Below are 15,569 nucleotides of genomic sequence, written 5' to 3'. Positions count from 1 at the left end.
GTCCTGGCGGTTTTGGACCTAATACTTCAGGAGGTCAATTCGGTCCTGGCGGTTTTGGACCTAATACTTCAGGAGGTCAATTTGGTCCTGGCGGTTTTGGACCTAATACTTCAGGAGGTCAATTCGGTCCTGGCGGTTTTGGACCTAATACTTCAGGAGGTCAATTTGGTCCTGGCGGTTTTGGACCTAATACTTCAGGAGGTCAATTTCCACCTCCCGGTGGGCAACTACCTCCTCCAGGTAGTTTCCAACCTCCACCAGGTGGTAACTTCCAACCTCCGCCTGATGGGGGTTTCCAACCACCACCACTTCCACCACCCCCTCCACCACCGCCACCACCACCTTCTCCTTAAAGGTGGTTAGTTAAAATCTTATAATCTAAAAAAGCTTTTCAAATAATCTTGAAAGGCTTTTTAAATTTATGAAATACTTTGTAACGAAGTGAAAGTAAAATATTTTTCTTTTAACCAAGCGGGTTTTGTAAATAACTTTTCATGCATTTCTTCATTCCAAAATTTAGTTTTTCCAGATGGAAGATTTTTAACTTTTTTATCTACTGGTTTGTTTGATGCTATTAAAAAAGACCACAAGCATCCTGGGTAACTGGGTACTATTGACACTACTACATCTACATACTTAAAAGCTGTTCTCATATTTTCTAAGCTGGTTTTAAATTCATTTTCTTGAATTATAAGTGAACCACTTTGACAGATATAAATCCCATCTTCTTTAAGACTCCTACCTGCATTTTTATAAAACTTTTTACTAATTAAACCTGCTGCAAATCCTTGTGGATCAGTAGAATCACATAAAATAACATCATAAAAATTTTCTTTTGTATTTTTTACATATTCTACTGCATCATTAACTTTTATTTTTAGTTTAGGATTAGTTAACTCACATGCTACTTGAGAAAAATATTTTTTAGAAATATTTATTACTTCTTCATCTATTTCTACTAGCTCAACTTCTTCAATAGTTTTATACTTTAATATTTCTCTTACTGTGCCACCGTCACCACCACCAATTACCATAACTCTTTTAGGACAAGGATGAATTGAGAGAGATGAATGAGCTATTGTCTCATGGTAATAAAACTCATCTTTTTCAGTAAGCATTAATTTATCATCCAAGAGCATAACATTTCCCATTGAATATGAATCTAATACATCTATTTTTTGATATTTGCTTTTTGATGAATACAAAGATCCTTTTATCTGAAGTGCAACACCAAATGGCATATCATCTTCAAAAAACCAACCATCTTTTATCATGTTCACTCCTTAACAATAAATATAAGTTTTTAAAAATTGTAGCAGAGAAATTTCTAATTTTCCAATTTTGTATTTAATTTAAGGAAAGTTTTTTGTTTTGTTTTTTCAATTACATTCTTCATGCATGTTTGTTTAGCATTTTTTTGTCCTAAATAATGCCCTTTTTGCTTATATGATTTCCAAACAGGTAAATTCCTTTGAAATATCATCTGAGCTATTGGTTGTCCAGCTCTTAATATTAAAGGTGCTTTACCTTGATTTGTAAGTTCTACAACTGCAACACCTTCAAAACCTGAATCAAAAAGTCCTGCTGATTCAACATATAATCCAACTCTAGCCCAACTTGATTTTCCCTGAAGAACACCATGTAATGTAGGTCCAAAATAAAAATATTCTTGTGTAGTAGCTAAAACAAAATCACCAGGCTTTAATATAAAATCACCAGTTATAATTTCTTCAAAATCTCCATCATTCATTTGAATTGCATAATGGTTTCCTAGATGAACATCTAAACTATTTGGTTGTATTGAGTCTTCTTTATAATTCTCAATCTTTAAAAATCCAAGTCTTAAATAAAGTTTTAATTGCCAGTCAACAAGATTTCCACTTGAGAAAAATAAGAAATATATTGCAAAAGAAATTAAAATTATTATTAAAATCAAGAAGGGCATATTCAATATTATATAGTAGAGACGCGGTTAACCGCGTCTCTACATTCAAACAAAATCTTTCTAATTGCCTCAACCAACAATTTATGTTCTTCTTCTAATATTCTATGTGACAAAGTTTCAGCAGTGTCACTATCTAATACTGGTACTTTTTTTTGAAGAATAATTGGGCCAGCATCAACATCACTTGTAACAAAATGTACTGTACATCCACTTTGTTTAACCCTACTTTTTAAAACTGCTTCATGGACATATTTCCCGTACATTCCTTTACCACCAAAATCTGGGAGTAAAGCAGGATGTATATTAATAATTTTCTTAGGAAATGCATTTACAAAAACTTCTGTAAGAATTTTTGTATAACCAGCTAAAACAATTAAATCTATTTCATAGCTACTAATTATTTCTACTAATTTTTTGTCAAAAGCTATATTAGTTTTAAAATCTTTTGGATTTAAGAAAATATTTTCAATGTTTTCATTCTCTGCACGTTTTAAAGCATAAGCATCCTGTTTATTTGAAATTACTATAGAGATTTTAGTATCTTCTAATTCACCACTCTTAACTGCATTTATTATTGCTTGTAAATTAGTACCTGAACCTGAGACTAAAACAGCAAGTTTTTTCTTTTTATCAGCCATCTTAAATAATTTAACTGCTAATTTCTTTTGTAATTATATGCAGAACTAGATCTTTTAATTTTGCTGCTTGTTTTTTAGAAATGTTACCTTTTTTTTGTTTTGTCTTTCTCATTTTTCCCTCCTTTGGGCAAACGCAAGATTTACCCTTACATTTATATAATTCCTGCTTTTAAAAGATCTTTTAAATCGACTATGCCTATTGGGATTCCAAAATCATTTAAAACAATTAAATCAGAGATTCTATAATCTTCCATTAATCTTAAAGCACTTACTGCTAGTTCATTTATTGTTATTGTCTTTGGATTTGTCGTCATAATTTCTTTTGCACTTTTCTTCTCTACCTTATCTTTATATTTTAAATAAGTTCTACGAATATCTCCATCAGTAATTGTGCCTAGTAATTGTTTATTCATATTTACTACAGTAGTAAATCCCAATCTTTTATTATTTATTTCTCCAAGAACTTGGTAAAAAAGAGTTTCTTCTTTAATCATTGGGATCTCATTTTGTAATCTCATTACATCACTAACTTTAATTAATTTTTTGCCAAGAGAACCTCCAGGATGAGATTTTGCAAAATCTTCTTTAGTAATGCCTTTTGCTTGCATTAGTGAAATTGCTAATGCATCTCCTAAAGCAAGCATTGCAGTTGTACTTGCTGTAGGTGCAAGGTTCAACGGACATGCTTCTTTTTGTACTTTTATAATTAAAGAGACATTACTGTTTTGTGCTAGCGTAGAACCTTCATTTCCTGTAATAGAAATTAACTTAATTCCAAGTCTTTTAATTGGTATTAAAATCTTTTTTAATTCATCTGTTTCACCACTAAATGAGAGTGCAAGCATAACATCAGAAGGAGTAAGCATACCAAAATCACCATGTGCTAGCTCTGCAGGATGAACAAAAAATGCTGGTGAACCAGTACTTGCAAGAGTAGCTGCAATCTTACTTCCAATATGACCAGATTTTCCAATTCCTGTTACAACAATTCTTCCTTTACAAGAAAGTAAAATATCAATTGCTTTTTCAAACTCCTTAGCTTGATTCCTTTCAAGATCCAAAATTAAATCTTTAATTGCCTGGCTTTCTATTTCAAGCACAAGAAGGGCTTCTTGAAGGTGTTTTGATATTGTTGCTATTTGCATATATATTATGATACACCAGATATAATTGTCTTTTCAGAGAAAGTTGTTTGAAATATTACCGGTGTATTAATACTGTTACAATAAATACTGCTTGAGAATACATTCAGCAAATCTAATATGAAACCAAGAGAAGTAGATAACACAAATAGTGCACCTATAGGGGTCTTTCGCAAAGACAGCTTAGACTTAGAAATCAAAAATCTATTTGCAACAGGGAAGGGAAAAACAAAACTTTTACGTCCAGATTCATATGGAGTATCAAGGCTTATAGGACCTATCAAAATAAATAATAAAGAAGTATTTGTTTTATGTGATACCCATAGAGATCCGTATGCAGTAGATTTATTTCAGAACTACTATGACTTACAAGCTCTTCTTTTAAAGGCACAAGCTAAAAACCATGGTTTTTTTATTGAAGGTTTAAGTCAATCATATAAGCCAACTGATGTATGGGATGTGAGAAAAGTTGCGATAATTCTTTCACAATATTATGGAATATCTACAACAGACCCATTTAAAAATTTTTTATCTTGGGAAGTTATAAGTAAACTCATTGGAGAAGGAGCATTAAGTAAACCATCATTTAATAGAGATGATATTTTAGGAATGTTGGTTTATATGGTTGTATCAACATACCAAGGTGGGCAAGGAATAAGAAATGCTTGTGAAAGTATGAATCGGGCTCAGTCTGGTCAAACTTCTGCTGAAGAATTAATTACAGCAGCACATAAATTTAATGACCTCCTTGCTACTAACTTACAAGAAGCACAAATCAGATATAACTCTTTTGTTGCATTAAGAGATAAGATGGGTACTTATATAACAGAGGTAAGCACACAATCAATCGTTAGAGAACTTAAAAGTAATGATAAAAAGAACTTGCTCTTTATATGCGGATTTTTACATCTGCCTGATGTTCTAATTGGATTAGACACAGATAGAAGTCTTGCAACATCAATAATCACTAAAAATTGTTCTCACCTTCCAAATGAGGTAAAGGATAGAATTTTTACTACAACATTATCTTCTTTAGTTACTTAAGTCTTAGGAGATTATAATAGTATTTTTAGGAATCTTACTAATTCAAATCTAGCAACTATAGAAGAGTATACTGGACTGTGGTTTAAGGATTAAACATTGAAAAGAAATAATATATTTAGGTTTATTTTTTCCTCACTTTGTTTATTTTCTATTTTTAGTTTTTATTTCTCTTTTATCTTCTTAGCTAATGGTGTTGAAGGACAAACTCAAAGTACAAATTCTTCAAGCAGTTCTAGAGTAAGAAACAAGTAGGGGTCAGATCCATGGATCTGACCCCCATTCTACTGGTCTTAACTGCTCTTTCAAGTTTAACAATACTATAAATATGGTATATTAGTATTGTTAATATATAAGGTATCAATATGAATCATTCCACAAAAAAAGCTACATTTACATTACCTATAGATATAATTCTTTTTCTTCAGGAAAAGGGAAACCAGGCTGCATTTGTTACAGAAGCTATTAGAAAAGCAAAAGAAGAAGAAGAAATAAAAAAACTTAAACAAGCTGCCTGTGAAATGAATAAGTGTAATGAGCTGTGGAAAGAACTTAAAGACTGGGATGTAACACTGGCTGATGACATAGATGATTAATCACTCAGCTAAAAAACCAAAACGTGGTGAGATTTGGGTTGTAAATCTTGATCCTACTCTTGGCAAAGAAATAAAAAAGACAAGACCATGCCTTGTTATGCAAAGTGATTTAATTAATGAAGTTTTAAGGACTACAATGGTGGCACCAATAACAAGTACAGTAAAAGAAAATTGGCCATTTGCCGTAACTTTTGAAAAAGGAGAAGGTGGTCTTAAAAATAAATCAATGGCTTTGTTCAATCAGATAAAAACAACAGATATAATAAGATTTATTAAAAAGCTAGGGAAAATTTCAGATGAAAAAATAAAAGAAGCAGAAGATGCACTCTTACTTAGTTTTCAGGTAAAGAGATAATAGAATTTCTTGTTATGAAAAATGAAACCCCCATCCTAAACACCCTCGAAGACTACCTTTCTAAAAATCCAATTCGCATGCATGTTCCGTTTCATGGTGGAGTTTCAAACAATGATATTCTTCCTAAAGAACTTTATAACTTAGATATCTCTGAAGTTAGTGGTTATGATACTCACGGTGAAGACAATCCAATATTCCAATCTGAAAAGATTACTGCCAATTTCTTCAATGTAGAACACTCGTTTTATTTAACTAGTGGTGCAAGTATTGGATTAATTGCTAGTATGGTTGCATTAAATAAATTTGGCAAGAAAGTTATTCTTGCAAGAAATGTTCACAAATCAATAATTAATGGTGTGATTTTAGCTGGACTTGAACCTGTCTGGTTAGATGTAGAGTTTCTAGATAAGTGGGGTATTTTTTCAAAAGTTGATCCAAACAAATTGTTTGAGATCACATCAAAACATAATGATATTGCTGGTTGTGTTATTGTATCTCCGACATATGAAGGCGTAATCTCAGATGTAGAGTTAATCGCACAAAATTGCCACATAAAAAATATTCCATTAGTTGTAGATGAAGCACATGGAGCACATTTATTTTTTTTGCGTACGTCGGCAATTTCGCTAGGTGCTGACCTTGTAATTCAATCATGGCATAAATCACTTGGGAGTCTCACCCAGACAGGAGTTTTGCATTTAATTAATAATAATTTTTTTTCTTACCGCGATATTAAAAGGTCTTTAGAGCTTGTTAGTTCAACTAGTCCGTCTTTTATACTTTTACTTTCTTTAGAACTTACAAGAAAATATCTTGTAGGGACGTTGCATGCAACGTCCCTACTTTTTAATAAGATAAGAAAACCATTAACTCTTTTTACAATCTCTTTAAAGCAAATTCCAGAAATAGAAATATTTAAAAATCAAGATCCTTTTAAGGTGTATATAAAACCAAATAAAATGTCAGGAATAGATTTTGCATATCATCTTTATAATAATCATTCCATAGAAATAGAAAGCGCAAATGATATTGGTTTTTTAATTTCAATTGGAATGAATTTTAATGAGGAAATAAAAGATAAATTAATTAATGCAATCAATGAAATATCGTGTTGTAGAGACGTTGCGCGCAACGTCCCTACAGAAAAATCAATAATTAAACCACAAATCAATAATTTAAAATTATCTCCTCGTGAAGCATTTATGTTAGGGTTCCAAAAAAACAAAAACATCGAATATGAATGTGAAATAAATGCACCATGTCCTCCAGGTTATGCATTAAACGTACCAGGAAATGAAAAATGAAAAATGCGATTGAACAAAAAAAATTTTTTAAATTGGTTTGCGGAGCAAGTTTTACAGATACAAAAATGATTGAAAATCTTGCATTTGTTTTTACACTTGCAGGAGCACATGTAATAGATCTTGCACCAAAAGCAGATGTAATTTTTGCAGCAAGACACGGGATAAAAAAAGCACTCAGCACTCAGCACTCAGCACTCAGCCCCCCTTTATTAATGGCAAGTATACAATTAGATCAAGATCCACATTTTCGCAAAATAGAAATTGACTATAATTTATGTGATGTTTGTGGTGCTTGTGTAAGGATTTGTCCAACTGAGGCCTTTAGGATTGAGAATAGAAACGGCGAATCGGCGAATCGACGAATCGGCGAACTTGTATACCTTGTTGAGAGGTGCTTTGGATGTGGAGAATGTCCATCTCATTGTCATGCTTCTGCTCTAAAAATGATCGACACTAAACCAACTCCAAAAGAAACTTTAAAAGAAATGATTTCACTTGGTATTACAGGAATAGAATTTCACTTTGGTAAAAATATTGAAAAGATAAAAGAGATTTGGGAGGAGGTGGTTCGTGCCATTGAGGCATGCGGTCGCATGCCTCTACTGTCGTTTTCAATCGGCAGTGGACTCTTGTCTTCTGAAGAAATTAAATATGCTGCAAATTTATGTTATAAACTAGCTGGAAAGAATATTATCTTACAATGTGATGGAACCCCTATGAGTGGGCATCTAAGGAAAAATGGGAATAATAATGACAAATCTTACATGTACGTTGCTAAAGTAATTCAGGAAGAAAATCTCCCAGTCTACTTACAAATTGCTGGTGGTACTGACGAGCATTCTTTTAAACAAACAATTAAACTTGGAATTAAAATTAATGGTGTAGCAATAGGATCTTATGCAAGAAAATTATTGATGCCGTATTTAAATGATTTAGAAGACAAAGAAAAATTAAAGAGTGCTGTTAACATTGCAAGATCGTTAGTTAATTCAGTAAACTAGAAATGCAAATGAAAAATACAAAAGAAAAAGATAATCAAGAATTTGTTCCTGCTCAAGACTTACCTTTACTTTTAAATATTCTTCCGGATAAAATCAGGAAGTCATTAGAAAATTATGATTTAAATAGTTTAATTGAAGTTGTAATGGATTATGGACGTCTGCCTGAAGCTAGATTTTTTGATGGGAAAAGAATTGATATAGAAAATGAACCAGTAACTTTAGGAGATATAAATTATGCAGTAAACAGGGTTGGAGATTTTACCTCAGACAATAGAGCTGGTATTGAAAGAACTTTACACAGAATTAGTTGTGTAAGAAATCGTAGTGGAGAAATAATTGGCTTAACATGCAGGGTTGGAAGAACAATAACAGGAACTATTGATATTATCCGGGATTATGTAGAATCAAAAAAATCTATTTTACTTTTAGGCCCTCCTGGTATAGGTAAGACGACAAGACTACGTGAGATGGCACGTGTACTTGCAGATGATTTAAATAAAAGAGTAATTGTAATAGATACATCTAATGAAGTTGCAGGAGATGGTGATATTCCTCATCATGGGATTGGAAGATCAAGAAGGATGCAGGTTGCAAGACCAGAACTTCAACATGCAGTAATGATAGAAGCTGTTGAAAATCATACTCCTGAAGTAATTATTATTGATGAAATTGGAACAGAACTTGAAGCTCATGCTGCAAGGACAATTGCTGAAAGAGGTGTTCAATTAATTGGGACTGCGCATGGAAATGCACTTGAAAATCTTTTAAAAAATCCTACTTTGTGTGACTTAGTAGGTGGAATCCAAACAGTTACTCTTGGTGATGAAGAAGCAAGAAGAAGAGGAACACAAAAAACAATTTTAGAAAGAGCTAATGAACCTACCTTTGAAATTACAATTGAAATATTAGATCACGAAAGACTGGCAGTTCATAAAGATGTTGCTTCTGCTGTAGATAGCTTGCTTAGAGGCAGAGCTTTATTCCCAGAAGTAAGAAAATTAGATCGACTAACGGGTAAGGTAGAAATAATTACTGGTAAAGAAACAATTACTTCTCAAGGGCAAATTTCAATTTCACAAACAGAGACAAAACTTTTAAAAGAAATTATAAATATTTATCCATATGCAGTAAGTAGAGGGCAACTAGAAAGAGTTATTCAAAACTTAGAACTACCAGCAAATATTTGTAAATCCCTTGATGAGGCACATGCAATCCTAGCTTTAAAAAATTATGCAAGACAAGGAGCAAAAATTATAGAACTTTCTAAAGAACACAAGATTCCACTGTATGTAGTTAAAACAAATACAATTGAAGATATTCAAAGTGCTCTTAAGGATTTATTCCCTGATCTTATTAACGATTTTATTACAGGTAAAAATTTCCAAAGCAAATTTGAACAAGATAAAGATACTGCTCTTGAAGAAGTTCATAAAGCAATAAATACTGTAATGGATACAGATAAGGCTATTGACTTAACTCCAAGAAGTACACAAATCAGAAAACTTCAGCATGAATTAATTGAAGAATACAAACTAGACAGTTTAAGTATTGGCCAAGAACCAGCTAGGAGAGTAAGAATCTTTCCACCACCAAAGCCAGGGGATGTCACATAATTTTATTCTAATATAGGAACACCAACAGCATATTCTAAACTTGCAAGTGCAATTTGATAATTAAGCAGATTCTCTAAATATTTTTGTCTTAAGTCCCTGTTTTTTTGTTCAGCATTTAATACATCAGTTAGTGTTAGTCTTCCAATCTCATATCCTTTTTTAATTGCTTCTAATATGTTCTCTGAACTGGTTAAAAGCTTGCTTTCAAATCTTTCTATTTGGGTTTCACTTAATTCTAAATCCACAAGGGCACCTTTAACTTCCATATTGATTTCATTTTCTATTCTTTTTCTTTCTTTAGCAAGATATTCTATTTGTGCTTTAGCTTCTTTGATCTCGCCTTGTTTTCTGTTAAATAAAGGAACTTCAAACTGAGTTCCAAAATACGGACCCCAGACACTGTCACGGAAGCTTGGTTTTGCAGGTCCACCTTCAATATATAAATTAGGTACTCTTTCCCACCTTGCTTTTTTTAATTTTGCTCTTGTAATTCCAAAGTCTTTTTCTAAAATTGCTGCCTCTAGTCTTTTTTCAGTTGCTTCTTCTATAACCTTTTTTAATGGTTTATAATCCTTAGTAAAAATTTTTGGTTTTAGGGATTCTGGTCCTTCTACTTCTAGTTCAGTATCTTGCTTCTGGCCAAGAATCCCTTTAAAGTCAACTTTAGCTCTTTTTAATTTTTTGTTAGTTTCATCTAAGTCATTTTCTGCACTTAATAACTCAATATTTGTTCTGTCTACATCTAGTCCAGATGCACTTCCTGCTTGATATCTTTTTTCAGAAATTTCAAGAAGTGATTTATAAAAATCACGTCTGCCACTAGCTAAGTTAAACAAATTTTCTGATATGGATAAATTTGCATAAGCAATGTGTGTTTTAGCACGAGTTTCCCATAAAACTTTTGCAATTTCAAGTTCTGTTTTTGAGATCTCACCTTTTGCAATTTGAATTCTCCAATAACGTTTTCTACCAAGTTCAAAAGTTTGACCAAGTTGACCAGGATGAGTTGATCCGCTTTTTACAAGCTCTGTATTTGCACCAATGACTGGATTGGGAATATATTTTGCAATGATTAATTTTGCTTCTGCTACTGGTAATGTTGCAACTATTGCCTGCACTTTTGGATTATTTTCATTTGCAATCTCTAAAGCTTTTTTTAGTGAAATTTTACCTTGTGGTTCATTGTCTTTTAATTGGATAAAATTATCTTGCACATCTTTTGCATTACAATTTAAAAACTGAAAAAATAATAATGCTGATATTATCAATAAGTAAAAACAATTTTTTTTAGTAAGCATAAATTTTTCTTGTCCTTACAAAAGGACGTTGGTGTAAACCTTTTTGATTCTTATTACATCTAGGTGTTTATGTAATAATATGAGCTGGGTATTTAATACTTACAACCATGAGAAAAACTTTAGTTTTTTTAGTATTAATTTTTCTTTTAAGCAGCTGCTCCTTTAGTAAAGATAAAAGTCAGATTATAAGAAGAAAAGATACAAACAATATTGTAAACATATCTAGTGAGGCAATAAAAAACATTGGAATTATGGTTGAGCCTGCTGAAATTAAAAAGGTTAATTTTCACCTTCGATATAATGGCATAGTAAAATCTATTCCAAGTAAAACTTTTTATATTGCATCTCCAGTAAAAGGAAAAATTTTAGAAGTTTTCGTTGAGCCAAACCAAATAATTAATAGTTCTACCAACTCTTTACGGTTGGGTTGAAAGTAAATTTGAAGGGAAAGAAGAATTAGCTTAATTATTAAATCATAGTTAAGTTAGTCCCTAACCATTGACAGATAAATGCTTAATTTGCTATGTGTAAGTTATAATTCATCAAAGCCAAAATCCTTATGACAACATCTTTTCAAATAAAATCAATAGCTCATAAATGCTGGTATGTAACTTCAAGCGACCTTGTAAGTAAGCTCTTTAAAGGGCCGGTTAGTGAAAGTACCGTGAGAGAAGTATTAGAAGCCACACCTGAGATAAAAGACTTATTGCCACCTGATGAGGATAAAAAAGCTCAAGTTTATTCATCAGTTTTCCAAGCTTTGCAGGAGCGCATAGGAGTATTAGATCAATTACCTGCTTTTATAGAGAGTCATGTACCTCAACATGAAGATCCAGCACTACAATTGGCTACAGCTTGGAATTTTTTAGAACAAGTAAGGCAGCAAATGGAAGAATCTGTTATCCCTCCTCTTGAAGTAATGTTAACAGGTGACATTCAACAGTATAAGAACTATCTGGCTGATGTGATAAGAGATGACTCACTGAGAAAAGAAATTCCATTTGAAAGACTTCTTGGAGAAATTATAAAAATTGTTGGGGATAAAACAACTAAAGAACAAAAAACACAGTTTTTAGATAGGCTCAGGCAAATTTTTTCTGAAGACCTTCCTACAGATAGAAATAAAATGTTATTAAGATTAAAAGAAATCATATGGACCCTAAATACTTTTGCAGAACAAATAATACCCACCTCTGACAAACTAAGAATCTTAAGAGTTTTAGATGAAGAGCTAGAACAAAACCCAGAGTTAATGACTTTATATAAGCAACTAGATGGAGATGTTGACAAGCTCATAACAACAGTGTTCTTAGCTTATGGTGCTAGTTCAGTAATGAAGAAATTAGGCCAAGATTCATCTCCAAGAGATTTTTATCCTATAAATTGAATACCCTTATGGAGGATAATTTACGATTTAAACTAAGGATGTAAAGTCTGCATTGTATTTTTACTGCAAAATAAGCTAAAATTATGCGTTTAAATTAAGATTAATGTAATGTGGGTATACTTTAAGTGTATACTTCGTCTACAATAAATGTTTTAGAGCCCCTTATAGTGAAAGCAGGCTTCATGCCTTGAGATTATTCAGTTAATCCTAGCTATAAGGGGCTCATCTTTTGTGGATGAAAAGGATTTTTATCTTTTGTGTAAATATTTTTCCAGCCGTTTTCTTTTCCAGCATTTTTTGAATCAAAGATATCCCAAATTAAACTATATTTTTCTTTTATAAACTCAAGGTAATTATAATCATTTGTTGTAATAGCCCTATAAATTGCCCAGTTCATATAATCAATAATTTGCAAGCACGGTTCCTGTGAGGATTTTTGAATTGTTACTTTTATTTTAGCTTGGCTTTCGACATTCCATTTTTGATTAAAGCTACTAACAGCAAGATTAATGGCATGTCTTAAATGATCTAATCTTTCAGAAGAACCTCTTTTGCTAAAAAATATGTCATTTTCAGTATATCTATGTAAGCTTCTTTCAAAAAGCCTGGTTACGAGATAATCATAAAACTTGTCTGGTTTACCTTCAAATCTATTATTTAAAAATCTATCTTTATTTTTCCTGGCAATTATTATTTGACATCTAAAATCCAGTCCTTTTATTAATTTAAACATCCGCTCTCTTATTTCTGGACGGTCATCTTTTGCATGAAAGCCTTTATTAATAGTCTCTTTAAAAGAGCAAAACATAGAAAGATAGCTATCTTTTTTTATTTCTTCCAAAAGATTTGTTATTGAGCATCTAATTAGACTAGGTTTAGTAGTTTCAATAAAACCTATGAGCAGTATCTTAGAGCAACCTTCTTGACCAACGATTAGTTTCCCATATTTGTTAAAGAAAACCGCGTCACCAGATTCATCTACAAAAAAGGATACTTTTCCTTCTTTTACTTTTTGTACCATGATTCAGTTAATTATAAAGCAGATATGAAAACCTTTTGAGGATTTACGTTTATTTATGCTTTACTCAAACAAAAAGACGTTGGTGTAAACTTTTTTGATTCTTATCCGAAGATTTAGTCTTATTGAAGAGGTTCTGGCTCTTGTTCTCCTACCAATGTATAAATTGATCCGCCATAAGCTTCTATTATTTCAGAAGCTTCAATTGTTCCACGAGTAGGTTGTGTAAAACTACTGGTTGAATTATCAATTTCTTGTTGTGTTATGTCTAAAACTGTTTGTGGGAGTTGTGTTTCTTCTTGGAAGAATTCATTAGCTATAATTACTGCGTTGTCTGTGATATCACTAGTGGAATTATTTTGAAAGAGCTCAGCTAGTTCACTAGATTGTTGAACAGGATCAAATGACGGTAAAAAAGTAGTAGGTTCAGATAACTCGGATTCAACTGGATCCAATACAAATAAAGTTCCTTGGATGTTGGCAAAATCACCTTCCCCAACAAAAATCCCTAGATTACTAGCGTGGGTTACCGCCTCTGCAAATGATGAAGGAACTAATCCAAACTTTCCATTTCTTGGTGGTATTAATCCCACTAAGGAAGTGCCATCATATGTTTCTGTTGCAGCAGTAGCTTCTATTGTGCTATCTATAACTGCACCTGCTTCTGCAACTACTGGAACACCTCCTGAACTACTAGCTCCTTCTAAAATACCTCCTGAAGCAACATGGATTCTGGTACTGGTTGAAGGAAGTGCCTTCGATAGTTCCTGCCAGTCAGCTGTTACACCTGGTGGAATTGTTACTTCTCCAATATTAAATTCCGCATTGGAACTAGCATAGCTCTCTAAATTTGTTAGCACGTCTCCTACTATATTAGAATCTAATGAAAGTACTGGTAAGGTGCCATTTTCTTTCACTTCGTTAATTATTTCTTGTTCGTTAATATTACTAGCAGCACCTACAATTGCACCAGCATCATTAAAAGCTTCTGCTTGTAACTCTATTGGAATTGGAGCAGGTAATTCACTTGGATCTGTAAGTAGTGCAGCATGAGTGTTAATAGGTTGTTTGGAAAAATCTTGAGCAACTTGTTCAATTGGTAAGCTACTAGTAGAAGGAGCTCTCCAACTAATTTCTAGTGCATTACTAACAGCTTCTTGAGGCTGTACATTAGACTGACTAGCAATGATTGCATTAGTTATATCGTTTACATGTACTTGGAGAAATGTTGATAAGAAACTTTGTTGTTCAGCTAAGAGATTAGAAAGTTGTAATATTTCTTGTGTTGCATTTAATATTGCTTCATATATTTCAGAGGGTGAAAAATTTACATTTTGGTCTTCAAGGTAATCACTTGCAGCTGCTGTAATTACTGTGGCACCATGAGAAGCAATATCAATATCTCCAATATTAGTAACATTGCTTCCTTCGTTCTCATCATCTATTGATACTAAGCTTGTTAAAACTAAATCTGTTTCACCAGTAGGTCCTTCTACATCATTTGTAAGTGCTTTAACTACAAATTCAGAACCTGTTCCTTCAGGTGGCACTTCAGTTATTATATTGTCGTATTCAATAAATGTTTCTCCATTTATTTCTGTAACTTCTCCATCTACTGAAGTTGCAAAACTATTAATTGGATTTTGTAAATCATCTATGCTATATACAGCAACAGTTACTTTTGGAATACTTTCTTCACCTTCAATAGTCTCCTGATTTTTATAAATTCTTTTAAGTTTTTCAGCTCTTTTTTTAGATATAGGGATTTGCATCCTGCCAATAACTAATCTTGGAGCTTTAAATTTTACTAGTCCTTTTATTTTTTTTGAATTACTTGTTGCAATGATTGTATATTTTCCACTTGGCAAAAGATTAGGTGGCCCAAGCTTTGCTAAATCTATTTGCAAAGAACCATCTTCATTAAAAGAGCCTTTTAAACTTGTTGCTTTGCCACCAGCTAACGTTTTCTTTGAAGGTTTTATACTTACAGTCTCGCTAAGATTTAAATCTTTTGCATTTTTTATTACTAGTACATTCCTTTCTCTATCTACAACGCTACCATTTATAACTAGTGGTTCAATTAAAAGTGAAAGCTTCTCTCTTTTGGCCAAAGACATATGAGTACTTTGTACTAATAACAAAAAAGATAAAAACAATGCTAATTTTTTACTAATTTTCATCTAGCTAAGATAGTTTTACCCATTTATATTTTTTTTAGTACTATTGTAAAA

16 protein-coding genes are annotated in these 15,569 nt (G+C 32.3%); 9 read left to right on the top strand and 7 right to left on the bottom strand.

Translation table 11 applies throughout. The annotated features are described in order from the left end of the window. Positions 1-353, top strand: a 353-nt coding sequence (locus HYY52_00800) for a hypothetical protein (protein ID MBI2995237.1), incomplete at its 5' end; no start/stop codon positions are given. A 66-nt stretch (positions 354-419) separates the two neighbouring features. Here HYY52_00800 and speE read toward each other — a convergent pair. The 4 genes from speE to HYY52_00780 all read right to left on the bottom strand — a co-directional run bounded on the left by speE (position 420) and on the right by HYY52_00780 (position 3,728). Beyond that, entirely contained in the window at positions 420-1,274 is an 855-nt protein-coding gene (gene speE / locus HYY52_00795) for a polyamine aminopropyltransferase (protein MBI2995236.1), read from the bottom strand. A gap of 53 nt (positions 1,275-1,327) precedes the next feature. Continuing rightward, complete coding sequence (dcd, locus tag HYY52_00790) at positions 1,328-1,945, bottom strand: dCTP deaminase (GenBank protein ID MBI2995235.1); 618 nt, start codon at positions 1,943-1,945, stop codon at positions 1,328-1,330. Between the two features lie 8 nt (positions 1,946-1,953). Further along, positions 1,954-2,583, bottom strand: a complete 630-nt coding sequence (locus HYY52_00785) for a phosphoribosylglycinamide formyltransferase (GenBank protein ID MBI2995234.1) — start codon at positions 2,581-2,583, stop codon at positions 1,954-1,956. Positions 2,584-2,735: 152 nt separating this feature from the next. Then, positions 2,736-3,728, bottom strand: coding sequence for a KpsF/GutQ family sugar-phosphate isomerase (locus HYY52_00780; protein MBI2995233.1), 993 nt, complete (start codon positions 3,726-3,728; stop codon positions 2,736-2,738). A 117-nt stretch (positions 3,729-3,845) separates the two neighbouring features. On the opposite strand from HYY52_00780, the gene HYY52_00775 reads away from it, so the two are divergent. The 6 genes from HYY52_00775 to HYY52_00750 all read left to right on the top strand — a co-directional run bounded on the left by HYY52_00775 (position 3,846) and on the right by HYY52_00750 (position 9,635). Further along, positions 3,846-4,769: a hypothetical protein gene (locus tag HYY52_00775; protein MBI2995232.1), complete on the top strand. Its 924-nt coding sequence runs from the start codon at positions 3,846-3,848 to the stop codon at positions 4,767-4,769. Between the two features lie 362 nt (positions 4,770-5,131). After that, positions 5,132-5,362 carry a hypothetical protein gene (locus HYY52_00770; protein MBI2995231.1) on the top strand — a complete coding sequence of 77 codons (231 nt, stop codon included), beginning with the start codon at positions 5,132-5,134 and terminating at the stop codon, positions 5,360-5,362. Then, complete coding sequence (locus HYY52_00765; protein ID MBI2995230.1) at positions 5,355-5,717, top strand: type II toxin-antitoxin system PemK/MazF family toxin; 363 nt, start codon at positions 5,355-5,357, stop codon at positions 5,715-5,717. Before HYY52_00770 ends, HYY52_00765 begins: the two co-directional genes overlap by 8 nt. A gap of 14 nt (positions 5,718-5,731) precedes the next feature. Further along, positions 5,732-7,021, top strand: a complete 1,290-nt coding sequence (locus HYY52_00760; protein MBI2995229.1) for a PLP-dependent transferase — start codon at positions 5,732-5,734, stop codon at positions 7,019-7,021. Further along, a complete protein-coding gene (locus tag HYY52_00755) occupies positions 7,018-8,022 on the top strand; it encodes a 4Fe-4S dicluster domain-containing protein (protein ID MBI2995228.1) in 1,005 nt (334 codons plus the stop codon). Before HYY52_00760 ends, HYY52_00755 begins: the two co-directional genes overlap by 4 nt. An 8-nt stretch (positions 8,023-8,030) precedes the next feature. Then, positions 8,031-9,635, top strand: coding sequence for an AAA family ATPase (locus HYY52_00750; GenBank protein ID MBI2995227.1), 1,605 nt, complete (start codon positions 8,031-8,033; stop codon positions 9,633-9,635). A gap of 2 nt (positions 9,636-9,637) precedes the next feature. Here the strand turns inward: HYY52_00750 and HYY52_00745 are convergent, their stop codons facing one another. Then, the gene (locus HYY52_00745; protein MBI2995226.1) at positions 9,638-10,933 is read right to left on the bottom strand and encodes a TolC family protein; all 1,296 of its coding nucleotides are present in this window, start codon (positions 10,931-10,933) and stop codon (positions 9,638-9,640) included. Between the two features lie 107 nt (positions 10,934-11,040). Between HYY52_00745 and HYY52_00740 the strand changes: the two genes are divergently transcribed. Both HYY52_00740 and HYY52_00735 read left to right on the top strand, forming a co-directional pair. After that, the gene (locus HYY52_00740) at positions 11,041-11,364 is read left to right on the top strand and encodes a lipoprotein (protein ID MBI2995225.1); all 324 of its coding nucleotides are present in this window, start codon (positions 11,041-11,043) and stop codon (positions 11,362-11,364) included. Positions 11,365-11,492: 128 nt separating this feature from the next. After that, on the top strand, positions 11,493-12,320 hold the full coding sequence (locus tag HYY52_00735) for a hypothetical protein (GenBank protein ID MBI2995224.1): 828 nt from the start codon (positions 11,493-11,495) through the stop codon (positions 12,318-12,320). A 211-nt stretch (positions 12,321-12,531) separates the two neighbouring features. Here the strand turns inward: HYY52_00735 and HYY52_00730 are convergent, their stop codons facing one another. Both HYY52_00730 and HYY52_00725 read right to left on the bottom strand, forming a co-directional pair. Next, positions 12,532-13,341 (bottom strand): DUF3800 domain-containing protein, encoded by an 810-nt coding sequence (locus HYY52_00730; protein ID MBI2995223.1) that lies wholly within the window; start codon positions 13,339-13,341, stop codon positions 12,532-12,534. Positions 13,342-13,460: 119 nt separating this feature from the next. After that, positions 13,461-15,455, bottom strand: coding sequence for a hypothetical protein (locus tag HYY52_00725; GenBank protein MBI2995222.1), 1,995 nt, complete (start codon positions 15,453-15,455; stop codon positions 13,461-13,463). Positions 15,456-15,569: the final 114 nt, after the last annotated feature.

The organism is Candidatus Melainabacteria bacterium (assembly GCA_016193285.1).
Classification (GTDB): domain Bacteria; phylum Cyanobacteriota; class Vampirovibrionia; order 2-02-FULL-35-15; family 2-02-FULL-35-15; genus JACPSL01.
This window is presented reverse-complemented; position numbering and strand designations above follow the sequence as displayed.